The sequence below is a fragment of the Flavobacterium orientale genome (assembly GCF_014638005.1).
In the GTDB taxonomy this organism is placed as follows: Bacteria; Bacteroidota; Bacteroidia; order Flavobacteriales; family Flavobacteriaceae; genus Flavobacterium; species Flavobacterium orientale.
Window position 1 is genome coordinate 267,839 of sequence record NZ_BMFG01000002.1, and the last position, 25,492, is coordinate 293,330.

Genomic DNA, 25,492 nt, shown 5'->3' on the forward strand with positions numbered 1-25,492 from the left:
ATTACACAACACAAATTAAATTTTATGGATAATTACGCTCAATTTACGAAAACGATTTCGTTAGAGAAGTATGGAATCAAAAATGTTCAAGAAATTATATACAATCCTTCGTATGAATTTCTGTATGATGAAGAGTTAAAATCGTCATTAGTTGGATTTGAAAGAGGACAACTAACAGAGCTTGGAGCAGTAAATGTAATGACAGGTGATTTTACCGGTCGTTCTCCAAAAGATAAATATATTGTAGAAGATGAAGTGACCCGTGATACAATTTGGTGGTCATCTGATAAAGCAGTAAATGACAACAAGCCAATTTCAACAACTACTTGGAATGCTTTAAAAGAAACAACGGTTAACCAACTGTCATCAAAAAAACTATATGTAATCGATGCTTTTTGTGGAGCAAATGAAGATACCCGATTGAAAGTTAGATTTATCATGGAAGTGGCTTGGCAAGCACATTTTGTAAAAAACATGTTCATCCGACCAACAGAAGAAGAATTAGACAACTTTGGCGAACCTGATTTTATTGTAATGAATGCTTCAAAAACGTCTTTCAAAGCTTACGAAGAGCACAATTTAAATTCTGAAGTTTATATTGCTTTTAACCTTACTGAGAAAATTCAGTTAATAGGCGGAACTTGGTATGGTGGAGAAATGAAAAAAGGTTTATTCTCAATGATGAATTATTATTTGCCACTTCAAGGAATTGCCTCAATGCATTGTTCTGCAAATAAAGGAAAAGATGGTGATGTTGCGGTGTTTTTCGGATTATCCGGAACCGGCAAAACAACGTTGTCAACAGATCCAAAAAGAGAATTAATTGGAGATGACGAACACGGTTGGGATAATGATGGGGTCTTTAATTTTGAAGGCGGATGTTATGCCAAAACCATTGATTTAAGTGCGGTTAACGAACCGGATATTTTTGGAGCAATCAAAAAAGATGCTTTATTAGAAAATGTAACGGTTGATTCAAATGGTAAAATAGATTTCACAGACGGATCAGTGACACAAAACACGCGTGTTTCTTATCCGATTTATCATATTGATAATATTGTAAAACCGGTTTCAAAAGCGGGTCATGCTACTAAAGTTATTTTCCTAACGGCCGATGCTTTTGGAGTGATGCCTCCGGTTTCTAAATTGACACCGGAACAAACAAAATATTATTTCCTTTCCGGATTTACAGCAAAGTTAGCCGGAACTGAAAGAGGTGTAACCGAACCACAACCTACTTTTTCAGCTTGTTTTGGAAAAGCGTTTTTATCATTACATCCAACCAAATACGGCCAAGAATTGGTTAAAAAAATGGAAGAACATAAGGCAACTGCCTACATGGTAAACACCGGTTGGAACGGAACAGGAAAACGTATTTCAATTAAAGACACTAGAGCTATTATCGACGCTATTTTGGATGGTTCCATCGAAAAAGCGGAAACGAAACTAATTCCGGTATTTAATTTTGAAGTACCAACTGCTTTGCATGATGTGAATTCGGCTATTTTAGATCCGAGAGATACGTATGAAAATGCATCCGATTGGAATGAAAAAGCTACAAATTTAGCCGGATTGTTTATTAAAAACTTTGTACAATATACAGACAATGAAGAAGGACAAAACTTAGTGAAGTCCGGACCTCAATTATAATTTTACACTAACTAACCAAACGAAAAGAGTCCCGCAATTTTGTGGGACTCTTTTTAATTGTATCTGTGTCAGGATTATTTATCCTTGTTTGTCTTTGCAATATATTTTTCCAATGCCATTGTCATGGACGGAGCTTCAGGAGATGGAGCCATAATATCCACTCGCAAACCGTGTTCTAAAGCTTCTTTTTGAGTGGTGCTTCCAAAAACGGCTATTCTAGTATTGTTTTGTTGAAAGTCAGGAAAGTTTTTAAATAATGACTTTATTCCTGTTGGACTGAAAAATGCTAATACATCATAATATACATCAGCCAAATCAGTTAAATCACTCATTACGGTTCTATAAAAAATACCTTGTGTCCAATTTACTTTCAAACCATCTAAAGTTTGAGGGACATCAAAGTTCAATTGATCAGAAGCCGGCAACAAAAACTTTTCTTCTTTGTATTTTTTTATTAATGGCGATAAATCAACGAAGTCTTTTTGACCGACATAAATTTTTCTTTTTCTGTAGATAACATATTTCTGTAGATAAAAAGCAACGGCTTCCGACTGACAAAAATATTTTAAATCTTCAGGAACTTTATACCGCATTTCTTCAGCCACTCTAAAAAAATGATCTACAGCATTTTTGCTTGTTAAGATAATAGCTGAAAAATTATTTAGGTCGATTTTTTGAGCACGAATTTCCTTTACAGGAACCCCCTCAACGTGTATAAATGGTCTAAAATCAATTTTCACTTTATGCTTTTGAATAAGCTCAAAGTAAGGTGAATTTTCTACTTTTGGTTCTGGTTGTGACACCAAAATTGTTTTCACTTTCATAGTTGACATTTTGTAATGCTTCAGCTTCTAGTAAACCAGTAATAAATGAAATAATAAGGGGCTATTTCAAGGGCACAAAGATATAAAATAAAATAAAATATTTTGCTAATTAATAAGGATTGATAAGCTTTAAGTGTTTTGATGTAAGTTATGATATTGATTGTCAATACTATAAATATCAAGATGTATATAAAAATAGTAGAAGAAATTTCATTATAAAACAATATTGCTGCAATTGGAAGCACTAATAGGCCAATTAGGGCTCTGTAATTCAATTTATAAAGGTTGAAATTCTCTGAAAATTCTTCAATAGAGAAAGATGTTGCAATGATTTTTTCGATTAAATATTTCGATAAGATGAAAACACTAAACAAAGTAAATAGTTGTATGAACTTAATACCATCTGTTTTTTCAACGATACCAAAATAACTCAATACAATTTGAGTAAAAAAAGTAAAGGAAACCAGTTGAATTATAAATAAAGAAACAGTAAACCAGTTTAATAGATTAGTACTGTCTTTGTAAATTTTCAAATATTTATCATTAATAAATAAGCGTATGAATTCGTTGAAACGAGTTTCAAAAAAAGTTTTTATAATAGTGATTAGAACCAAACACAAGACAAACAAAATAGTTGCCCAATCTTTAGAAACGGTTTCTCTAAAATTATATAAAAGTTCCATCATAAAGTGCAAAGGTATATAAATTTTGTGGCTATAAACACCTCTTTTAATTATAAAAAATTTATGAAAATACTGCCATAAAAAAGCTATTTTTGTTCCGTATTATAGGTGCTTATGAATCATGGGTTAGTTATTATTCCAACGTTTAATGAAATAGAAAACGTTGAAAACATTATTCGTGCTGTTTTTTCTTTGAAAAAGCAGTTTCATGTTTTAATTGTAGACGACAATTCTCCGGACAAAACACATGAAAAAGTAAAGCAACTTCAAAGTGAATTTCCTGAAAAATTGTTTTTGGAAGTTCGAATGAAAAAAGCCGGTTTAGGCACCGCCTATGTTCATGGTTTTAAATGGGCTTTAAAGCACAATTACGACTATATTTTTGAAATGGATGCCGATTTTTCGCATAATCCAATCGACTTAGAAAGGCTTCATGAAGCGTGTTCATCCGGTCAAGCTGACATGGTTATTGGTTCTCGATATGTGAAAGGGGTTAATGTCGTGAATTGGCCGTTAAGCAGAGTTTTGCTTTCCTATTTTGCCTCTATTTATGTGAAAATTATAACCGGAATGAAAATTCATGATGCTACTGCCGGTTTTATCTGTTACAATAGAAAAGTCTTGGAAACTTTAAAACTCAATAAAATTAAGTTTGTGGGGTATGCTTTTCAAATTGAAATGAAATACAGAGCTTTTTCTAGAGGATTTAAAATTGTTGAGATTCCAATTATTTTTACAGATCGAACAAAAGGGGTTTCAAAAATGAGTAATGCAATTATAAAAGAAGCTGTTTTTGGTGTGATTTCTTTACGAATTCGAAAACTGTTTAATCGTTTATAAAAATTAAAAATGGCAACTACACTTATAAAAAATGCTAAGATAGTTTCAGAAGGTAAAATTTTTGAAGGTGATGTTTTGATTGAAGGTGAAATCATTTCACAAATTGCCAAAAATATAAGTGCACCTCATGATGCAAATAGTATTGATGCGGAAGGACATTATTTAATTCCCGGAGCCATAGATGATCAAGTTCATTTTAGAGAACCCGGGTTGACGCACAAAGCAACTATTTTTACTGAAAGTAGAGCGGCTGTAGCCGGTGGTATAACTTCTTTTATCGAACAACCGAACACTGTTCCCAATGCCGTAACTCAAGAATTATTAGAAGAGAAATATGTGATTGCATCCCAAACTTCTCATGCTAATTACTCTTTTATGATGGGTGGAACCAACGATAATTTGGAAGAAGTCTTGAAAACCAATCCCAAAAATGTTGCCGGCATAAAATTGTTTTTAGGTTCCTCAACAGGAAATATGTTGGTGGACAATCCAAAAATTATTGAGTCTATTTTCTCAAGCACCGAATTGCTGATTGCAGTGCACTGTGAAGATGAAACTACTATAAAAAATAATTTAGCAAACTATAAAGAGCGTTATGGAGATGCAATTCCGGTAACGGCTCATCATTTGATTCGAAGTGCAGAAGCTTGTTATTTGTCATCATCAAAAGCAATTGAGTTGGCCAAAAAAACGGGAGCACGACTTCATGTTTTCCATTTGTCAACCGCCAAAGAAATGGAACTTTTCACCAATAAAATCCCGTTAGAACAAAAACGCATTACAGCCGAAGTTTGCATACACCATTTGTGGTTTACCGATGCAGATTATGAAACCAAAGGTAATTTCATCAAATGGAATCCGGCCGTAAAAACAGAGGAAGACAGAACTGCTTTATGGGAAGCCTTATTGGATGATAGAATTGATGTGATTGCAACCGATCATGCACCTCATACTTTTGAAGAAAAAAGCAAAAGTTATTTAGAAGCACCTTCCGGCGGACCGTTAGTGCAACATGCCGTTGTAGCGATGTTTGAGTTTTATCATCAAGGAAAAATTTCAATTGAGAAAATTGTAGAAAAGATGTGTCACAATCCGGCAAGAATTTTCAATATTGATAAACGAGGTTTTATAAAAGAAGGTTATTTTGCCGATTTGGTTTTAGTTAATCCTTCAAATCCTCAGCAGGTTACCAAAGAATCCGTTTTGTACAAATGCGGCTGGTCTCCTTTTGAAGGAACTACTTTTAAATCACAAGTAAGCCATACTTTTGTGAATGGTGAATTGGTTTATGAAAAAGGGAAAGTAAACGATACAATATTGGCCGGAAAAAGATTGTTGTTCAACAGATAACAGTTAAAATCAAATTACTATGAAAAAAATTGTGTCAATTGTAGCCTGTGTTTTGTTTTTATGGAGCTGCAAAAGCGAAGTAGAAAAACCTGAGAAACTGTTTTCTGAAGAACAAATGGTTGACATGATTTATGATTTGACTATTTTAGAAGCTATTAAAAACAACAATCCTTCTTTTTTAGAAGATAAAAGTATAGATCCGTATACTTACATTTATAAAAAATATAAAATTGATAGTTTGCAATTTGTTCAAAACAACAAATATTATGCTTCCGATGTAAAGGAATATGCAAAAATTTATGAAAAAGTATTGAGTAGAATTGAACAGAACAAATCGGAAGCTGACACTTTAATGAAAAAAGAAAGTAAAACTACTACGCTACAACCTATGTCTAAAGATTCAATTCTGAACATCAAAAAGAAAGTGCTCAAGAAACTCGATAGAAAATAGTATATTTTGAAGCTAATGATTTGCAATACGCTTTTATTGGAATAAAATCATGCGATAGAGCTTCGTTAATTTTCTTGTTAGAGTAGATGGATTTATTATGGAGCGAAATAGCTAAATTTTTTGTTATCCCGAATTTTTTTATTCCAAACAAAGCCAATAACGAAGAAAATCGCCACGCAATTTGTGTCACAATGGATCCTACTTTTATAGTTGGGCTGTTTTTATTCATTGCTTCAGCAATCCATTCCAAAAGCGTTTTATAAGCTATGTTTTCTGATACCAATGAAAACCTTTCATTTTGAATTTCACTTTTCATGAGCGAAAATAGAATTGCGACAACATCTTCTACAGCAATAAAACCGGAAGTGCCATCGGTATAAAATGGATTTCCTTTTGCAACAGATTCAAAAATTTTGCCACTACCAACCTCCCAAAAACCACTTCCTAGAATCACCCCCGGATTTACAATTACGGTCTTTAATCCTTCTTGTTGGGCTCTGAAAACTTCCATTTCTGCACCATATTTTGAAATAGAATAATCGCTATGGTGTTTTTCCGGATTCCATTCGCAGTTTTCATCAATTTCATAACTGCTATTTATTGGGTCACCTAAAGCCGCAATAGAACTCACATGGCAAAACTTTTCAACGCCAAAATGCAAAGCACAATTAACCATATTTGAAGTGCCTTCAATGTTTGTTTTTCTAAGTAATTCTTCATCTTTACTATTGAAGGAAATTAGAGCTGCACAATGATATACATATTTTATGTCTTTGAAAGCAACCTCTAACGAAGGAATGTTTGTTATGTCACCTTGAATCCAATCTATTTCATCAAACCTTTCTAAACTGCCTGATTCTTTAAAAAAAGCGATTGTTTTTTGAATACTCTTTTCGTTGCGATACAAAGCCCGAACTTTTTCACCCTTTTGAAGTAAATGAAGTAATAAATGTGCACCAACTAAGCCGGTTCCGCCTGTAACTAAATTCATAAAAACAAAGATAAATGTTTCTGTACTACATTTTCAAATTATCGAATTAAAACTATCTTTGCCAAAATTATTTTTTTGATGAAATCGCCAATATAATAACTGATTACATCGGATCTTTAAAAATCAATAAAATCCACACATGAAAAATTTAGTAGAAGAATTACGTTGGAGAGGATTGTTTCACGACATGATGCCGGGAACTGAAGAGCAGTTGCTAAAAGAAGCTACGACAGCCTATATCGGATTTGACCCAACTGCCGACTCATTGCACATTGGAAGCATGGTACAAATCATCTTGTTGGTGCACCTTAAAAACTTTGGGCACAAACCAATTGCATTAGTTGGTGGAGCTACAGGAATGATTGGTGATCCTTCCGGAAAATCAGATGAAAGAAACTTGTTGGATGAAGCTACTTTAAATAAAAATGTAGAAGGAATTAAAAGTGTTTTATCTCGTTTTTTAGATTTCAATGCAACGGATTCCAATGCACCAATTATGGTGAATAATTATGATTGGATGAAAGATTTTTCATTTATCGATTTTGCTCGTGATGTGGGTAAACGAATCACAGTGAATTATATGATGTCGAAAGATTCTGTGAAGAAACGTTTTTCAGGTGATGGTGAAGGAATGTCGTTCACGGAATTCACCTACCAATTGATTCAAGGTTACGATTTTTATCATTTACACAAACATTACAACTGTTTACTACAAATGGGCGGTTCCGATCAATGGGGAAATATCACTACAGGAACAGAATTAGTTCGTAGATTAAACGTAAACACCGAAGACGAAGGAGCAAAAGCTTTTGCCTTAACCACTCCATTAATCACCAAAGCGGATGGTTCTAAATTTGGAAAATCGGAAGGTGGAAATGTTTGGTTAACAGCTGATAAAACGTCGCCTTATAAATTCTACCAATTTTGGTTTAATTCATCAGATGAAGATGCTGAAAAGTATATTAAAATATTTACCTTTTTAGATAAAGCAACGATAGAGGATTTGATTGAAAAACACAGACAAGAGCCTCATTTGCGTTTGTTACAAAAGAAATTAGCTGAAGAAATTACAGTTTTTGTGCATTCAAAAGAAGAATATGAAAAAGCAGTAAAAGCATCAAATATTTTATTTGGAAATTCAACTTCGGAAGATGTAAAACAATTGGATTCGCAAACGTTTTTAGATGTTTTTGACGGAATTACACAAGCTGAAATTTCAAAAACAGATTTAGAAAACGGAATTACCATTGTAGACGCGTTAGCCGGAAAATCAGGGTTTTTATCGTCGAATAGTGAAGCAAGAAGAGCATTAAAAGAAAATTCGATTTCGGTGAACCGTGAAAAAGTAACAGAAGAATTCTCGCTTTCAACCAACGATTTAATCAACAATGAATTCGTTTTATTGCAACGCGGAAAGAAAACCTATTTTATTTTGAGAGCAGTTTAAACCCGTAACTCGTAACTTTCAAACCCGCAACGGTTAAATAACCATCAAATTACACCCTCGAATATCACTACTATCAAAACGTCCCAACACTTCAAACGAATGGTTGGGATTTTTTTTCCCCAAATCTTGTGTAGCAATAAAGGAACAGGAATTAATATTGGCCAAATCGATGACATTGATGCCGCCGGTTTTTCCATAATCAACATACGTTAAAGCGTCTTCGGTGTCACGAATCAGAATAGACATCCAAGGCGGACATTCAAAAACACCATTTCCTAACGAATAGGCTTGCGATAACAATTCGGTCATACCGTATTCTGAATGTATAGTGGGAACGCCAAAACCGTTGCATAAAATGGAATGCAACTCTTCACGAATCATTTCTTTTCGTTTGCCTTTCATGCCACCGGTTTCCATGACAATGGTGTTTTTCAATTGAAAGGACTGCTTTTCAACCAAATCCAACAAAGCATACGTCACACCAATTAAAAGGACATTCTGACCGGAAGAATCCAATTCAATTAGTTTATGAAGTAATGCATCATAATTATTCAAATAAAATCCGCTTTCAGGATGATTAGAACCTGCTATCAAGTCATTGACCATATAAATTAACGACGAACCATCACGTTCTAAATAGGAAGGAAGCAAGGCTAAAACAACATAGTCTTCGATGTTCCCGTAAAATTGTGAAAACGCTTTTCTAAAACTTTGTTCGTATAAATTTACATCAGTTACCAAGTGTTTACTTGTGGTTGTTCCTGTTGTTCCGCTACTGGTGAATGTTTCTTGGGTAGGATTTTGCGAACTCAGAATTTCATGACTTTTAAAAAACTGAATGGGTATAAAAGGAATTTCTTCTATCGATTTTACAGTCGTTTTATCTTTTTTCAAAAAGGAACAAAAATCTTGATACACCTTGTTGTTGTCATATTGATGACGAAAAACTTTGAGTGCAATTTTCTCAAATTCTTTTTGACTACTGATTGAAAATAGGTCGGGATAGGGATTCATAGTTGCAAAAATAGCAATAAAAAAAGCACCAACTTTCGTTGATGCTTTCAAAATATAAAGAGTTGGATTATTGAACTACTAATTTACGAGTAGCTGTTTTTCCTTCTTGAGTAACTTTTACAATATAAACACCTTTGTTTAAAGTACCAATGTTTACAGCATCGTTTACTACTTTAGACGAAAGGATTCTTTTTCCTAAAACATCATAAACAGCAACTGTTTTTTCACCAAACAAATCAGAGCTTACATAAAGTGTATTTCCTGCAATTGGATTTGGATAAATTTTCAAACCTGCAATAGCGTTATCGTTTACGCTAGCAGTTGCACAATTATTAATTGGAGAAGCAGTATTTCTTGGAGTTGGTTCGCCAGCTACAAAATCATCTGCGTTGTTGTTTGTGTCAGTACATCCACCATTAGCTCTAATACCAGCAGTGGTATTTGATAGAGCAGGTCCAACAGTTCCTTCAAAACAATTTGCTGTTCCAAAACCTACGAAATCTAAAATTTGTGTCCCAGTAGGACAAGTTCCAGTCTGAGCATCAACAGTATTAGCCAACAGAATTTTAAAGTTAGCTCCTGCCATTGCAATTGCAGTAGCTGGAATTAAATCCGGAGTAGGTAGAGCAACTGTTCCGCCAGCTCCCTGAGCTTGTTGAATTAAGTAATATTGACCTGGAAGTAACGTTACATCAGGTAAAACTGTAACTTGCCAAGTTGAACCTGTAGCTGAACCATATTGAATAGACATCCCGTTTAAACTTGCACTAGTTGTTCCAGTGTTTAATAATTCAACAAAATCATGTGTGTAAGTAGAACCAGCATTTCCACCTCCACCATAAGCTTGACTGATAACAATCTGTCCAATTGATGCGTTTGAAATTAGCATTGCTGCTATTAAAAAGTAAAGTTTTTTCATATTAAATGAATATTTAAAGTTTGTAACAAAGATACTTAGTATTTTGATAAAAATAAAATTTTCAATGTAAAACTAACATTAATTAACACAGAAAGTATTATTTAACGATTAGCTTTCGTGTTGCGGTAGCTTCCCCTTCTTTAATTTTAATCATATAAACCCCTGGAGATAAACTTGACACATTCATCTCTTTAGAAGAGAGGTTGGCTTGTAACACTATTTTACCTAAAACATCATAAATCGTAACTTCTTTAGTTAACGCTAATTTTGACGTAATATAAATCTTTCCGTTACTCACCGGGTTTGGGTAAAAGTTAAGCCCCTCAATAGTAGTATCTTGAGTTTTAGGTTGCTGTTTACTATCTTGTGCATTACCGGAAAAAGTAATCAAGAACAACAAAATAAAAGAATAAGCGTAATTTTTTACCATTTCATTAAATTGGATTTGTAAAGGTATAAAAATATTTCAAATACTGTACCAAAAAAATAGTTCTCGAAGAGAACTATGATTTTAAAAGTGAAATTATTTTTTTGTGACCCATTTTCTCTGATTAACATCATAAGAATTAAAATCGTCTGGAAACTCAATGTAAAATTCATTACCTGAATTTTTTGTATAATAAGGCGATAAATCCTCGTTGTTTACATATTTTTCAAATAATAAATCCGTTTTTTCCTTAAGTTCTTTTTCTTCCATCTTCCATGTTCGTGCCACTTCTTCATAGTAGGTTATTGCTCCCGATTTGTCTTTTTTCAATTTTCCTATAGTTGCTACTTTTTTCACAACCAAACTTGGTGCTATTTTAGCAATCGCAAAATAATAAGTGGAATCACTGTCAACATACAAGTGCATCAAATCTGAATTTTGAGCTTTTTTGATATAATAGGAATCGTGTAGGGTGTCAAATTTGGTTTCGTGAGTAGCATTTTTTTTTGGTAACTTTTCATAATACCGAACAATAGAGAGTTTAAATTCCTCTTGCTGTTCTTTAGATAAATAGTGATCAGGTGTAGAATTGATTTTTTCTTTCGCACAAGAAAGCACTAGAAAAGTCAAACTTAAAAGTAAATATTTTTTCATGACTTGTTATAAGTAGATAATGTTCAAAAATACAAAGAGCTTAACATTTTTGGTGTTAAGCTCTTTATAAAATTTATAAATTATTAATATGCATTGTCATTTGGTACAAAATCAGCCCAACCATCTGTCCAATCAGTAGCTCCAAAAGCTCCGATATAAGTTGTTGGTGTAAACCAAGTGTTTAATTTCTCATCTGTAAAAGAAGCACCTGAAGTTAATAATAAACCTGAAGTCACTGCAAATGAAGGGTTAGCATTATAACCTGAGGTTACATTATTACCAAAAGCGATATTATTATTTAAACCTAATACAGCAAATTGATCTTCAATTGGAGCAGTAATAGTAGTATTTGTAGCTGTAAACCATGTTTGAAGATCCGCTGCAGTAGCGGTCATACCTGAACCAACAGAATATGTTGTTGTTGGAGCAACCATAATGTTGTTTAATAATTTACCCGTACCTGCAGCATAGTTATCATAAACTGATTGTTGGTTAAATCGAATACCTCTTGGGTAACCAATGAATACAGAGTTTGCAATAGTTACAGCAGTTCTTCTTCTTAAATCCAAAGAGTGTTGGTAATTAGCATTGATAGATTGAGCATTTGTAGCTTTTGGACCAATACATGTAAAGTTAGAAAAAGTTCCTGTAGTTAATAAAGCGGTAACGTTATCATTTGGACCGTTATCACACTCAAAAGAGTTTGAACCTGATTGATCAGCAAAACTTGGGTATCTTACTTCAACTCCAAATTGATTTTTTCCTGAATAACCAAAGTCAACGTCAAAACTATCATCCCAAGAAGCAAAAGAAATTAAGTATTTTCCGTTTATGGTTCCACCAAACCACTCAAAACCGTCATCTCCACCGAAAGATACTTGACAGTATTCCATTTCTGTACCACTACCAACACCACCCATTGTGATAGAGTTGGTTTCGTTGTTTGGAGTTAATTCGATACCGGCGTATTCAACACGAACGTATTTTAACGCTCCTGAATCATCATCTGCAATGTTTCCACCGTATACAACAGCAGGAGTAATACCTTCAATTTCTGGATTAGTTTGGTTTACTGGTGCATTACCTAAAATAACTAAACCTCCCCAATCTCCTCTGTCCCTTGAACCAGCTGGTAAATTAGAGGTCATTACAATTGGTTCAGCAGCTGTACCAACAGCTTCGATTTTTCCTCCTTTATCAATAATTAAAGTTCCTTTAGTTGCTTTGTCTCCTTTAATTACTGTACCCGGTTGAATAGTCAAAACTTTACCGGCTCTAACAAAAGCTTGACCTTTGATAAGGTATTTGTTGTCTTTGGTTAAAGTTGTTGTTTCAAGATTGCCCTCCAAAATCACAACCGTATCGTCGTTGTTGTTGTCATCATTGTTGTCATCACTACTACAGCCTACAAATGTAAAAGCGGATAGTAAAAGACTTGCCAGAAAAAATTTTGTAATTTTCATGATAAAAAATAGTTAAGTGTTATGTTAAAATTTATAAGTTACGTTGAAATTAAATAGAGCTCCTGTTTTATGAACAAATACAGGATCATCACTATCGTTAATTTTATTGTCTAAATTGGAATCTTGGAAAAATTGAAATTTGTCGTCCAATAAGTTGGCTATTCCAACTTTGTAAGTTACTTTTTCAAAAGATTTCGAAATTGTAAAGTCGAGTTGATTACGAGCTACTTCAAATATTGTTGGAAATATATCACCACCAACAGCATAAATTCTATCGCCAAATCGATTAAAGATTAAATTCCCGTTCCATCCATTTTCTTTATTGTCATATCCTAAAGCTAGATTCACAACATATGGGGATTGTCCTTGGAGTGCTCTATTTTGCTGCTGAGCCAATGCACCTGATCCTAAATCAACTTCAGAAAAAATATACGAGGCATTCAAATTAAGAGATAAATCAGAAAAGAAGCCGATTTTAAATTCTTCTTTAAAAGATTTTCTTACCTCTAGTTCTGCTCCATACAATGTAGCTGATTCAGAATTATTATATCTCATTCTTCTTTGTTGACTTACCACAGGAAGAATGAATTCAATTGGATTGTCAAATTTTTTATAAAATACGCCTAAACTTGCAGTTTCACCTTTACTTGGATAAAATTCATATCGTAAGTCAAAATTATCAATAGTTGCAGTTGATAAATTACTATTACCGTCAACCTCAGTGTCTTCTTGGAAATCGTAAAATAAGAATGGAGCTATTTCTCTAAACTCAGGTCTGTTTACTGTTCTACTGTATGCAAGTCTTACTAAGTTTTTCTCGTTGAATGTATAACTGAAATTAAAAGAGGGTAATACAGATGTAATAGGTTGCTCAACTAATAGTCTGTTTATTCCTTGATAACCATCAACTTCAAGTCTATTGTGTTCTACTCTTACTCCACCGGTTAAAAGAAATTTGTCAATTGGAAATTCGCCATACAAATAGCCGGCTGCTAATGTATTATTGGCTTTGTAAGAATCACTTAAATTTGAGCCCTCTCTAAATACCCAACCATCAGAAGCAGTCACATTTGTTGGACTGAATATTTCAGTTAAAGGCAATCGCAGTAGCTGTTCTTTTCGTTCTTGACCAACATTGCCGGGAATTAAGTAAGAGAAATACCTAGCACTAAAATCCCTGCTCTTATAATCTCCGAATATCCCTGCTTTAAGAACAATACTAGCAAGTTCTTCATCTCCTTTCACACGTTCAATTTTATATTCGTAGTCAACACCACCATTGACTGAATTTTCATTTAATTCTGAAAAAAACCTTCCCGTGTCAAATGGGTTTGAACTAGGTGGATCAATCATTGCAAATGAATCGTTAGGACTATCAATGTCTCTAAATGTTCTAAATCTTCTTAAATCAGGTAGAATATCATTGATAAGGTTTCCACCAAAAACCCAGTGAACACTGCTTTTTTCAGAAAGTTTATGATCACCATTTAATTGCGAAGTTAAAATCTTCCTACCGGAATAACCAAATTCATAATTATTCAATACTTGTCCTGGTCTTTGATCAAAATCAAAACCTGTTCGTAACGTAGTAAAGTTTTCTCCTATTTGGTTGTATAGATTTTTAAAAGTAATCTTATTATTAGGATTTAATCGCAATGACCAATTTGAAAGTGCTGATAATCTTACTTCGTTAGAATAGTACTGATCATCAAAATCTCTCTGTTGCTGGGGAATGTTGTTTCCTCCGGTAAAATCATTAATAAACGTGTTAACATTTTTAGAGTAATTTTGAAAACCGTTAGAATACGATATCATATTCAACGAACTCAAGTTTCTATCATTCTTCAATTTAATTTGTCTTCCAATACTAAATCCAATTCCTGTGTTTAAAAAGGCAGTGCCTCGAGTCGGATTGAAATTATTAGGTAATTGGTTAGCATAAAACACACTCTGCTGGTTGTCATTTAGTACATTTCTATCACTTGGAAATCCACTTGGTAGTTGTCTATAACCATTATCCATTCCAAGGAAATCTGTCGGAGAACCTTCAGTTTGCCAATAATCATCAAAAGTGGTGTTATTTCTAAAGCCAACACTAAATGATAATTGCGTAAAGTCTGTAAAATTTTCAGAAGTTGTAACATTTATTAAACCACCTGCAAAGTCACCTGGCAAATAAGCGGCTCCTGTTTTGCTGATAGTCATTTTTTCTAAAGTGCTTGTTGGTAACAAATCAAAAGAAAAAGTTCTTCTGTCAACTTCAGTACTTGGTGCCAAGGCTCCATTAATCATTACATTATTATATCGTTCTCCTAAACCTCTAACCATTACAAATTTTCCGTCGTTAATAGTAACTCCCGGAACTCTTTGCATGGCTTGAGCAGCATTACCATCTGTACCTTTGCTCATTTGTTCTGCTGAAATAGCACTAATTACTTGTTTAGCTTCTTTCATCTCCATTACAAGAGCTGATTCCGTATTTTTTCTTCTTGTTGTCGCAACAACTACATCTTTTAGCATAACGCCATCGCCACTGGTTAAAGCTCTGTTGATTGTTACCGTTTGATTGGCTTTTACTTCAACGGGAACCTCTACCGTTTGGTAACCTAAAAAACTGAATTCTAAAGTGTAATTTCCCGGATCTGCTTGAAGAGTAAATTTTCCGTCAACATCAGTTGTTGTACCTATAGTAGTTCCTTTTAATAAAACATTTGCAAAAGGCAAAGACTCATTGTTCATGTCTTTATCAGTTAATGTGCCGGTAATAGTGCCTTTTTGAGAAAAAGAAAAGAGTGTGATTAGTAGCGTGATTAATGTTACTTTTAATTTCATTTTGGGTATTTTAATTTATGGGGCAAAGAAAAGGCTAACTTGTAAATTTGGAGTTACCCGCTTGTTACCATTTTGTTTTAGTTATGTTATGATAAGGTTACTACATTAAATTACCGTTAACACCGTGTTTCGTTTTGTATTATATTTATCTTTACAAACCAAAACAAGTAACTGTATCGTTATGAAAAAAAAGGAAATTAAAATCTTATTAGTTGATGATGAGCAAGATATACTGGAAATAGTAGGTTATAATCTTGCACAAGAAGGCTATCAAATTGTTACTGCCATCAATGGTAAAGAGGCCATTCAGAAAGCTAAAAAGGAGTTGCCACAACTGATTATTATGGATGTTATGATGCCGGAAATGGACGGAATTGAAGCATGTGAACATATTCGAAAAATTCCTGAATTAACCAATGTAATCATTACTTTCTTAACGGCTAGAAATGAAGATTATTCACAAGTAGCCGGTTTTGAAGCCGGTGCTGACGATTATATTGCAAAACCAATTAAGCCTAAAGTATTGGTTAGTAAAGTAAAAGCTTTATTGCGTCGTTTAAAAGAAGACAGTCCTGAAGGAGATGTTTTAAATGTCGGAGGTATCGAAGTGAACCGCGAAGAATATAAAATTGTAAAAGAAGGTAGAGAAATCATCTTGCCACGAAAAGAATTTGAATTATTCTATTTATTAGCATCAAAACCCGGGAAAGTTTTTAAAAGAGAAGAAATTCTTGATAAAGTTTGGGGTAACGAAGTAGTAGTCGGCGGAAGAACAATTGATGTGCACATCAGAAAATTGAGAGAAAAAATTGGCGACGAATTTTTCAAAACAATTAAAGGAGTGGGTTACAAAATTGAATTATAGTAGATACAAGTACAACGTGCAAAAATTTTATGTTACTTTTGGGCTGTTAACCTCATAGAATGGCCTTAAATTTTAAAAAAACATACAAATTTGCTGTTAAATCAGCTTTATACATTACTTTGTTTTCCACAGGTGTGGTTGGCATAATCTCTTATTTTACATCAGGATTAAATTATCTTGTGCTATTGCTTTACTTTGTTTCAATCTATTTATTTTCATTTTTTGTTATTCAATATCGGGTAGAACGATTTATCTATAGAAGGGTAAAAAAGATTTACGATGATGTATCACTTTTAGATTCTACAACTTTAAGAAGCCAACCCATTACAACCGATATGGCAACCTTGACGAAGGAAGTAAAAAAGTTTGCTACCGATAAAAAACTGGAAATAGAAACCCTTAAAATCCGAGAAGAATACCGTCGGGAATTTTTAGGCAACGTTTCTCATGAATTAAAAACACCTTTATTTACGGTTCAAGGTTATCTTTCAACACTTTTAGATGGTGCAATGAACGACAAAACTATTCGAAAAAAATATTTAGAAAGAGCCGAAAAAGGAGTGGAACGGCTCATTTATATTGTTAAAGATTTAGACATGATTACCAAATTAGAAACCGGTGATTTGAATCTGGAATATAGCGATTTCAATATTGTTGAAGTGGTTCAAAATGTGTTTGAGTTACTAGAAATGAGAGCTTCTAAAAAAAATATTACACTTACATTCGATACAAAATACGCAAAACCTATCATGGTTCATGCTGATCAAGAGAAAATACAACAAGTGGTAACCAACTTGGTTGTAAATTCTATAAAATACGGAAAAGAAGGCGGCACAACCGAAGTAAGTATTGAAGATTTAGTTAAAAACAAAGTAATTGTTCGTGTGACTGATAACGGTGAAGGCATTCAAAAACAACACATTCCTCGATTGTTTGAACGGTTTTATAGAGTAGATAAAAGCGGTGCACGTTCGGAAGGTGGTTCCGGATTAGGATTGGCAATTGTTAAACATATTATTGAAGGTCACAACGAACGTATTTATGTGGAAAGTCAACACGGAGTAGGTTCAGAATTTTCATTTACGCTCGAAAAGCAATAACAATCGCTTCCAATCTAGATCGCTTTTAAAAGAATACAGTCCTTTATACATCGCAATTTCATATAAATTTTCTATCACAAATTTATCTTGCTTCGCATAAGGAACAATTCCCTCTTTTTTGTATTTCTTTGCCAAATATTCTTGTTCAAACTGACCCGGAGTGGGGATGAAAAATGCTTTTTTGCCCAATTTTGCTAAATCCATAACGGTGGTATAACCGGAACGACAAAGTACCATTTCACTTTCGTTAAAAGTTTGTTCTAATTGAACGGAAGTCATATAATTATAATACAACACAGCACCTTTTTGTTCCGATTTTTGTTCCGATTCAACTACTCCTCTAATAAAAATAACGTTTCCGTTAAACCGTAACAACTCTTCTTTCAAATGTACTTCAAGCATCGTGCGTTGTGGTTCAGGTCCTGATAGAATAACCATCAAATCATATTTTATGGGTAAATCAACTTTGTTCAATCGACTTAGCGGACCAATATAGTTTATCTTGAAATGCGGATTTTTAATGTGACCAAGTTTGCCGGTTAAATTTGGAATTTCCGCTACATCCGGAACCCAACATTCGTTGTATTTTTTAATGATATATTGATGTAATTTGCTCGTAATCCAACTGGTGTTTCCGGTTAAAACATTCAATTGATGCGTGATAAAAACGGAAGGGATTTTTTTGGAATAGATACCCAATCGATTATCAGAAATGATTCCGGCCAACTTATATTCTTTCACCCATTTTTTGGTTAATTGCCGTTCAATATAAATGGCTTCCATCATTTTTGGGCTGTTTTTAATTAACTTCCATTTAAAAAAAGCACCATTTTTGGCATATTCTATCTGATAAGAAGGTAATTCTAAGAAAACTAAATCGGGAAATTCTTTTTGTAAAATATGAAGTGCAATACCGTCAGAAGCAATTATAGGCTCAAATCCATTTTCTAACAAAGCTTCAATTATTGGAATGCAGCGGGTAGCATGACCAAGTCCCCAATTTAGTGGAGCAACAAGAATTTTAGGTTTAGCTGTTTCCAAGTCTTAATAACTCATTTAATAAATGTAAAAGTACAACTAATTTTGATTACTTATATTTCCCTAATTTTACCAAAAAATTAAATTACGTGGGAAGCAAAAATAAACTCAAACGATTCAAAGAAAATGAAACCTTTCAAAATGTCATAGAACCAACACGTGAAGAGGTTGTTTCAGGAAATTTTAAATGGAAAGGAAAATGGAATGCCGAATTTTTTAAAAATAATAATCCTATTATACTTGAGTTAGGTTGTGGAAAAGGCGAATATTCTGTTGGTTTAGCAGAACGCTATCCCGATAAAAATTTTATTGGAATCGATATCAAAGGAGCAAGATTTTGGCGTGGAGCAAAAACCGCAGTAGATAACGGAATGCAAAATGTTGCGTTTATCCGAACGCAAATTGAACTCATTGAACATTGTTTTGCTGAACATGAAGTAGATGAAATTTGGATTACTTTTCCTGATCCGCAAATAAAATACAAACGAACAAAACATCGCATGACCAATTCGGAGTTTTTACAACGCTATAAAAAAGTTTTAAAACCTAACGGTATTATGAATTTGAAAACCGATAGCGAATTCATGCATGGATATACATTGGGTTTGCTACACGGTGAAGGTCACGAAGTTTTATATGCTAACCATAATGTGTATAAAAATGAAGGAGCTCCCGAAGTAGTTACAGCGATTCAAACTTTTTATGAAAAACAATACTTAGAAATTAATAAAGCCATAACTTACATCCAATTCAGAATTAAATAAAAGGAAAACATTATTTAGAAAAAAATGAATCCAACACTACCACTTTTACTGGGAATTTCTACTGCTGTTATTGGAACACTACCGCCTGGATTACTTAATATGACAGCCGCAAAAGTGAGCATGCGTGATGGAAGAAACAGAGCCTTGTGGTTTGCATTTGGAGCTTCTGTAATTGTTTTTTTTCAAACACTGCTCGCTGTTTTATTTGCTCGCTTTATTGATAGAAGAGCCGATATTAGTGCCGTTTTACAAGAAATTGGATTTGTGATTTTTAGTCTTTTAACCATTTATTTTTTGTGGGTTGCAAAAAAACCTAAAACCAATAAGAAGAAGGAAGAAGTAAAAATGCGAAGCAAAACGAGTCGCTTTTTTATGGGGATGTTATTATCATCGTTGAATTTATTTCCTGTTCCTTATTATGTTTTTGTAAGCGTAACTTTAGGAAGTTATGATTACTTTATTTTTGATTCCTATTTTATTTATGCCTTTTCTTTTGGAACTGCAATTGCGGCTTTTTTAGTGTTTTTTGGATACATTTCTTTCTTTAAAGGAAAACAAAATAATGCTTCGTTTTTATCCAAAAACATCAATTATATCATCGGTTCTATCACTGGCGTTGTTGCTTTACTTACGTTATTTCGAATTATATTCCGATAATGCAGCCTATGGAAGAAAATTTTTTCAATAGAGTGTATGAAATTGTTCGTCAAATTCCCGAAGGAAAAGTCACTTCATATGGAGCCATTGCAAAAGCATTAGGAACAGCTCGATCTGCCAGAATGGTTGGATGGGCAATGAATGCCTCTCACGGTTTAGAGGGAGTTCCTGCACATCGAGTGGTGAACAGAAAAGGGTTGCTTACCGGTAAACATCATTTTGACGGAACAAATCTCATGCAACAATTATTGGAAAGCGAAGGAGTGAAAATTAGTGACAATCAAATCATTGATTTCGAAAAAGTGTTTTGGGATCCGAACTTAATCGATAAAAAGTTAGCAAAGTAAAGTCAGTATAATTTATATTTAAAAAACGTATAAATAAATAAAGATTGTTTTAAAAGCGTATTATCCTACAACTATTTTGACTTTCTAACGCCATGGTAATCCCATGGTAATCCCACAGTAAAGCCATGGTGAAGCCATGAATGTTAAAACTAGCAATATTACGTTATTTCTTGTTAAGAAAAACCAAAAAACAGCAGTGAGCTTTTGTTGAAAAATCAATTTCACAATCTTAGTGAGATGACTTCGTTTTTTGAATTCAATTTATATAACCTTAAGAAAGTTTACTACCTGAAAGACACACTACTTAGATTTTTTTTGTTTTCATAACACAAATAATCGACAAACCACTTACGAATACACCTACAAGAGGTTGTTTTTAATTAATTTATTTAATAAATAATGTTAAAAAATTCTACAGCCACTTAAATTAAACCTACTTTTGTAGCCCCTCAATCTGGTTGTTTATATGAAAAAGACCTACTTTTTTTATGGAGTAATCTTGCTGTTTATTAGCGGATTACTAAATCTTCACGCTCAAAACAATTCCAATCAAGACAGTATTTCAAAGTTGATTGATTTGAGCCGATCTAAGCTTTATGAAGATAAAGCAGCAGCTATTAAATATCTTGATATAGCTGAAAGTCTCTATCTGGAAACATTTGACAAGAAAATATATGCCGATATTATATATGCAAGAGCAACAGTGTTTTATGTTTCTACTGATTATCATTTGGCCTTAGAAAATTTCTTAGAAGGTTTAGAAATTTATCAAGAAACTAAAGATCAAATTGGAATTTCTAAATCGCTAACCGGAATTGGTTTAGTTGAAATGGGTTTGGAAAATTATGAAGTTGCCATCTATTATTTTAATAAAGCAATTGCCAATAAAAGCGAAAAGCAAGAATACATGAACGCAGCAAATTTTTTTAACAAAGGAATTGCTTTTATGGATTTGAATGTGTTAGACTCCTCGGAACATTATTTAAGAAAGTCACTCAAATTAGCTATCAAAAATAAACGTGTTGAAACGGAGCACATGGCAATCAACAGGTTTGGTCAACTGAATCTTCAAAAAGGGGAAATGGACTCGGCTTTTTATTATTTTCAAAAGTTGCTGAATCATCCGGTGGAAATTAATACTTGGGAGAGAACTTTTGCTTATCGTGGGTTGGCACACTATTATTTAGAAAAAAATCAATATGATATTGCAAATAAATATGCTAACGATGCTATTATTTTAGCAAAAAAAATCCCATCAAAATGGGAAATTTTCAAAAGTTATGAAGTTTTAAGTAAAATTGCTTATAAACAAAACAATACTGATTTGGCTTATGAATATCTGAAACTACACAACATTTATAATGATTCAGTTGTGGGCGAAAACGTGGCCAGAAAAGTAAAATACTTGCAGTTTTTAAAAAAGGAATCGGAATACAATAAATTAAATCTTGAAAAAACAGCCATTCAAAAGCAACTTCGGGACAATAAAATCATTGTGGTTTTGCTGATTTTATTTGTTGGCTTTTTTGTTGTGGTTATCTATTTTTTATCCATTCAAGCACAAATTAAATCTAAATTTAATCGAGAACTAGGTGAGAAAAACGATAGTATCGCTTTACAAAACGAAAATCTTGAAAAGCTGAATACTACCAAAACAAAGTTGCTGTCTATTTTATCTCATGACATGAAAAGTCCATTGGCTTCAATCGAGCAAGTACTTAGCATGTATCAACAAGAAATTTTGAGCAAGGTTGAAAAAGAAGAACTCCTCCAAAAGTTACAAATTCAAGTTGGCAACACATTGGAAATGTTGAACAATATGGTTATTTGGGCTCAATCTCAGTTGGAAGGATTGAAAACAGAACGCGTTTTAATAAATCCGCACCTCACCTTAACAAATGTGATACAAAATGCACATTTAAGCTTGGAGTTAAAAAATATAACCGTTGATTATATCAATTATTTTGAACATGAAGTTTGGTGTGATCCAAATCATTTGCGAATCATCTTTCAAAATGTAGTATCAAACAGTATAAAATTTAGCTATCCAAATGGCAAGATTACAATTCATATGGAAGATTTTGCAACAGAAGTAAAAATTTATTTTACAGATAATGGCGTAGGTTTAAGCAAAGAATTAATGGCAGAATTAAATGATAAAAAAGAATCAGTAATTGCAAATGCCGGAACCTCAAATGAAATGGGAACAGGAATAGGACTGTTATTAATCAAAAATTTATTGAAGTTAAACCAAGGAAGATTAGAAATTAAAAACAAACATAATAAAGGAGCTGTTTTTATTATTGTTTTAAAGAAATAATATGATTGCAAAAAAGAATATATTCTATAGAAACATAAAATGTGTTGTCATTGGAGTTTTATTAATTCTCTTTGTCATTGGCGGATGGATGCGTTTGGTAATATTAAATGAAGAACGTTCTGACAAAATGACTTTTTATCTTTTATCAACAAAAGACAGAATTGAGCAAACTTTAAAAAACAGTCATACTGCTTGTATCACTCTAGCGATGACTATCAATGATAACGGAGAACCACAAAATTTTGAACAGGTAGCGGAAGAATTAATTAAAAGTAATAATGATTTTGATGCAGTTCAGTTGGTTCCTAATGGAATAATCAAATACGTATATCCGCTTGAGGGTAATGAAAAAGCTCTTGGTCTTGATATTCTAAATAAAACCGAAGACCCCATTGTTTCTTATGAAGCCAATAAAACCATTTTACAAAAAAATATTTATTTCTCCGGACCATTTGAGCTTAAACAGGGAGGTATAGGTATTATAGGTAGAATTCCTGTTTTTAAAAATAACACATTTTGGGGTTTTTCTGCCGTAGTGATTAAACTTTCCACTTTTTTTGATAATGCTGGACTTTCTAAATGGCAAAATGAAGAGTTTAGCATACAGTTTTCCAAAACAAATCCTTTTGAAAAAGAAAAACAATTTTATGTAAAAGAAAACCCTTCACCTTATGGTTATAATTATGTAGAAACACAACTTTCTAATGAAAGCTGGAAATTATACATCATAGATAACAAAAGAGGAACATTCTACTTTGATTTGCTTTTAGAATTTATTATGTTTTTGTGTTTATTTCTACTTTGTGTAATTGGGATAGATTATTTTTTCAAAAAATTTATATTCCTCGAACAAAAAATCATCATACAAGAAGACAAACTTTTAGAAAATGAAAAGTTATTTAAAGCCGTTTTTGATGGAGCTGCAATAGGATTGATTCGAATTAATAAAAAGTCTAGAAAAATTGAATTAGCCAATGGACATTTCAATAAAATGTTGGGTTATGAATCAGATGAACTGCTAGGCAAAACAACCAGTCAAATCAGTTTTCCGGAAGATAGAATGCAAAACGAAGCAAATCTAAGTCTTTTAGCTCAAAACAAGATTACTCATTTTACAGTCCAAAAAAGGTACTTACACAAAGAAGGTTATCCGGTTTGGTGTAATTTAACAGTTTCTGAGTTTACAGACAACAAGAAAACAGAATACTATCTTGGTGTTGTTGAAAACATAAGTCATCAAAAAGAAATTGAACTAAAAAATAGAATTAATCAAATACGATTTGAAAGTTTATTCAATGATTCACCTATCCCAATGTGGGAAGAAGATTTTTCTGAGATTAAAGCCTATTTAAATAGCCTGAATCTTTCAGACAAAAGTGAAAATGAAATCACGGAATATTTAAATAGTAATCCTAAAGTAATTGAAAATTGCATCAAGAAAATTAAAATTATTGAAGTAAATAAGGCTTGTTTAAAATTGCATCATGCAGACAATAAAAAACACTTAATTCAAAATCTCAAAAATTTGTTTCCAAATGAAGCTCATGAAACATTCAAAAAACAAATAATCAGTATACTCTTAAATAAAAAACAATTCAAAGAAGAAACCATAACCACAACAGTTAATGGAGAATTAAAACATATTAATTTTCAATGGAAAGTAATGACAGAATTTGAAAATAATTATGAACGAGTAATAATTACAACAGAGGACATTACAGAGAGAAAGCAACACGAACAGTTGGTAATAAATTCTCAAGAAAAAATTAATAACTTAATCAATACCATTGAAGGAATTGTTTGGGAAGTCGAAAAAGAAGGATTTGTACCCGTTTTTATCAGTGACAAAGTAGAAACAATTTTGGGTTACAAAAAAGAAAAATGGTTGCAAGATCCTCATTTTTGGATAAATACCATTTATGAAGAAGACAGAGAAAAAGTGATTAAAGATTATTTTGCCTTGAGCAAAGAGTCAGATCAGTTTACTCAGGAATATAGAATGGTTAGCAAAAGTGGCAACTTAATATGGATTCGAAATTATATCAGTGTTGTAAAAAATAAAGATAGCGACGATACTGTAAGAGGTATAATGGTAGAAATCACAAAATTTAAAGAAGTTAAACTGAATTTGAATGCTTCTTTAGAAATATTAACCAACCAAAATAAGAGGCTTTTAAACTTTTCTCATATTGTGTCACATAACCTTAGGTCGCATTCCAGTAATATTTTGGCCATTAGTCATTTAATCGAAAACACAACTTGTGAAATCGAAAAGAACGACTATTTTAAAATGATTAGTGATGTGGCTTTGGAACTCAATCAAACATTAAGCAACCTGAATCAGTTGACCATTTCTGAGGAAAATCCAAACTCTCAAAAAAACGTAATCAATTTATATGATGCTGTTGAATCCGGTATTGCTTATCAAAGAGTAGCCATAAGATTAGCAAAAGCAACCATTGAAAATAACATACCAAAAGATTTGTTCATTTCCTTTAATGAAGATTATTTAAATAATGTAATCTATAATTTATTGTCAAATGCACTTAAATTTAGAAACCCTAACGAAAAGACAGAGGTTAACTTCAAGGCATTTATAAAAGAAAATCATTTGTTTTTTGAAATTTCAGATAATGGCTTAGGCATAGATTTAGAAAAAAATAAAGGCAAATTGTTTCAGATGAATAAAATTTTCCATCTCAATATTTCAACTCGTGGACTCGGACTATTTATGACCAAAAACAAGATTGAAGCCATGGGTGGAACAATAGATGTTGAAAGTAAAGTCGGAATTGGAACGAAATTCACTATTAAAATGCCAATAATAAATTAATTTTTATCTAATTTAGCTAAAAA

22 protein-coding genes are annotated in these 25,492 nt (G+C 32.8%); 12 read left to right on the top strand and 10 right to left on the bottom strand.

Going from position 1 to position 25,492, the window contains the following annotated elements; genetic code table 11:
* Positions 1-24 precede the first annotated feature (24 nt).
* Positions 25-1,650: a phosphoenolpyruvate carboxykinase (ATP) gene (pckA, locus tag IEV15_RS03740; RefSeq protein WP_188361166.1), complete on the top strand. Its 1,626-nt coding sequence runs from the start codon at positions 25-27 to the stop codon at positions 1,648-1,650.
* 74 nt (positions 1,651-1,724) lie between these two features.
* Here the strand turns inward: pckA and IEV15_RS03745 are convergent, their stop codons facing one another.
* On the bottom strand, positions 1,725-2,474 hold the full coding sequence (locus IEV15_RS03745) for a uroporphyrinogen-III synthase (RefSeq protein WP_188361167.1): 750 nt from the start codon (positions 2,472-2,474) through the stop codon (positions 1,725-1,727).
* Between the two features lie 20 nt (positions 2,475-2,494).
* Entirely contained in the window at positions 2,495-3,160 is a 666-nt protein-coding gene (locus IEV15_RS03750; protein ID WP_188361168.1) for a DUF4271 domain-containing protein, read from the bottom strand.
* A gap of 111 nt (positions 3,161-3,271) precedes the next feature.
* On the opposite strand from IEV15_RS03750, the gene IEV15_RS03755 reads away from it, so the two are divergent.
* Genes IEV15_RS03755 through IEV15_RS03765 form a run of 3 tightly spaced genes read left to right on the top strand, consistent with a single transcriptional unit; the run spans position 3,272 to position 5,798 of the window.
* Positions 3,272-3,997 (top strand): polyprenol monophosphomannose synthase, encoded by a 726-nt coding sequence (locus IEV15_RS03755; protein ID WP_188361169.1) that lies wholly within the window; start codon positions 3,272-3,274, stop codon positions 3,995-3,997.
* 9 nt (positions 3,998-4,006) lie between these two features.
* Positions 4,007-5,347 carry a dihydroorotase gene (locus IEV15_RS03760; protein ID WP_188361170.1) on the top strand — a complete coding sequence of 447 codons (1,341 nt, stop codon included), beginning with the start codon at positions 4,007-4,009 and terminating at the stop codon, positions 5,345-5,347.
* Between the two features lie 19 nt (positions 5,348-5,366).
* Complete coding sequence (locus IEV15_RS03765) at positions 5,367-5,798, top strand: DUF4296 domain-containing protein (protein WP_188361171.1); 432 nt, start codon at positions 5,367-5,369, stop codon at positions 5,796-5,798.
* On the opposite strand, the gene IEV15_RS03770 is transcribed toward IEV15_RS03765, so the two are convergent.
* The gene (locus IEV15_RS03770) at positions 5,776-6,789 is read right to left on the bottom strand and encodes an NAD-dependent epimerase/dehydratase family protein (protein ID WP_188361172.1); all 1,014 of its coding nucleotides are present in this window, start codon (positions 6,787-6,789) and stop codon (positions 5,776-5,778) included. The two genes, IEV15_RS03765 and IEV15_RS03770, sit on opposite strands and share 23 nt — an antisense overlap.
* 139 nt (positions 6,790-6,928) lie before the next feature.
* Between IEV15_RS03770 and tyrS the strand changes: the two genes are divergently transcribed.
* Positions 6,929-8,236, top strand: coding sequence for a tyrosine--tRNA ligase (gene tyrS, locus IEV15_RS03775; RefSeq protein ID WP_188361173.1), 1,308 nt, complete (start codon positions 6,929-6,931; stop codon positions 8,234-8,236).
* A 33-nt stretch (positions 8,237-8,269) separates the two neighbouring features.
* Here tyrS and IEV15_RS03780 read toward each other — a convergent pair whose 3' ends face one another.
* The 6 genes from IEV15_RS03780 to IEV15_RS03805 form a co-directional block, all read right to left on the bottom strand.
* Entirely contained in the window at positions 8,270-9,250 is a 981-nt protein-coding gene (locus IEV15_RS03780) for a LuxE/PaaK family acyltransferase (protein WP_188361346.1), read from the bottom strand.
* Positions 9,251-9,317: 67 nt separating this feature from the next.
* Positions 9,318-10,169, bottom strand: a complete 852-nt coding sequence (locus IEV15_RS03785; protein WP_188361174.1) for a T9SS type A sorting domain-containing protein — start codon at positions 10,167-10,169, stop codon at positions 9,318-9,320.
* A 97-nt stretch (positions 10,170-10,266) separates the two neighbouring features.
* Positions 10,267-10,599 (bottom strand): T9SS type A sorting domain-containing protein, encoded by a 333-nt coding sequence (locus tag IEV15_RS03790; protein WP_188361175.1) that lies wholly within the window; start codon positions 10,597-10,599, stop codon positions 10,267-10,269.
* A gap of 93 nt (positions 10,600-10,692) precedes the next feature.
* Positions 10,693-11,250, bottom strand: coding sequence for a hypothetical protein (locus tag IEV15_RS03795; protein ID WP_188361176.1), 558 nt, complete (start codon positions 11,248-11,250; stop codon positions 10,693-10,695).
* Positions 11,251-11,333: 83 nt separating this feature from the next.
* Positions 11,334-12,713, bottom strand: coding sequence for a beta-helix domain-containing protein (locus IEV15_RS03800; protein ID WP_188361177.1), 1,380 nt, complete (start codon positions 12,711-12,713; stop codon positions 11,334-11,336).
* A 24-nt stretch (positions 12,714-12,737) separates the two neighbouring features.
* Positions 12,738-15,545 carry a TonB-dependent receptor gene (locus IEV15_RS03805; protein WP_188361178.1) on the bottom strand — a complete coding sequence of 936 codons (2,808 nt, stop codon included), beginning with the start codon at positions 15,543-15,545 and terminating at the stop codon, positions 12,738-12,740.
* A 181-nt stretch (positions 15,546-15,726) separates the two neighbouring features.
* On the opposite strand from IEV15_RS03805, the gene IEV15_RS03810 reads away from it, so the two are divergent.
* Together IEV15_RS03810 and IEV15_RS03815 are read left to right on the top strand one after the other, a co-directional pair.
* Positions 15,727-16,410, top strand: coding sequence for a response regulator transcription factor (locus IEV15_RS03810; RefSeq protein WP_188361179.1), 684 nt, complete (start codon positions 15,727-15,729; stop codon positions 16,408-16,410).
* Positions 16,411-16,469: 59 nt separating this feature from the next.
* Positions 16,470-17,510 (top strand): sensor histidine kinase, encoded by a 1,041-nt coding sequence (locus IEV15_RS03815; protein WP_188361180.1) that lies wholly within the window; start codon positions 16,470-16,472, stop codon positions 17,508-17,510.
* Here the strand turns inward: IEV15_RS03815 and IEV15_RS03820 are convergent.
* Positions 17,487-18,551 (bottom strand): glycosyltransferase, encoded by a 1,065-nt coding sequence (locus IEV15_RS03820; RefSeq protein ID WP_188361181.1) that lies wholly within the window; start codon positions 18,549-18,551, stop codon positions 17,487-17,489. The genes IEV15_RS03815 and IEV15_RS03820 overlap by 24 nt on opposite strands.
* Positions 18,552-18,637: 86 nt before the next feature.
* On the opposite strand from IEV15_RS03820, the gene trmB reads away from it, so the two are divergent.
* The 5 genes from trmB (at position 18,638) to IEV15_RS03845 (ending at position 25,469) form a co-directional block, all read left to right on the top strand.
* Entirely contained in the window at positions 18,638-19,312 is a 675-nt protein-coding gene (gene trmB, locus IEV15_RS03825) for a tRNA (guanosine(46)-N7)-methyltransferase TrmB (RefSeq protein ID WP_188361182.1), read from the top strand.
* A 24-nt stretch (positions 19,313-19,336) separates the two neighbouring features.
* Positions 19,337-19,969 carry a LysE family transporter gene (locus IEV15_RS03830; RefSeq protein ID WP_188361183.1) on the top strand — a complete coding sequence of 211 codons (633 nt, stop codon included), beginning with the start codon at positions 19,337-19,339 and terminating at the stop codon, positions 19,967-19,969.
* 8 nt (positions 19,970-19,977) lie between these two features.
* Complete coding sequence (locus IEV15_RS03835; protein ID WP_188361184.1) at positions 19,978-20,316, top strand: MGMT family protein; 339 nt, start codon at positions 19,978-19,980, stop codon at positions 20,314-20,316.
* Between the two features lie 466 nt (positions 20,317-20,782).
* Positions 20,783-22,636, top strand: coding sequence for a tetratricopeptide repeat-containing sensor histidine kinase (locus IEV15_RS03840; RefSeq protein WP_188361185.1), 1,854 nt, complete (start codon positions 20,783-20,785; stop codon positions 22,634-22,636).
* 1 nt (position 22,637) lies between these two features.
* Positions 22,638-25,469 (top strand): PAS domain S-box protein, encoded by a 2,832-nt coding sequence (locus IEV15_RS03845; protein ID WP_188361186.1) that lies wholly within the window; start codon positions 22,638-22,640, stop codon positions 25,467-25,469.
* Positions 25,470-25,492: the final 23 nt, after the last annotated feature.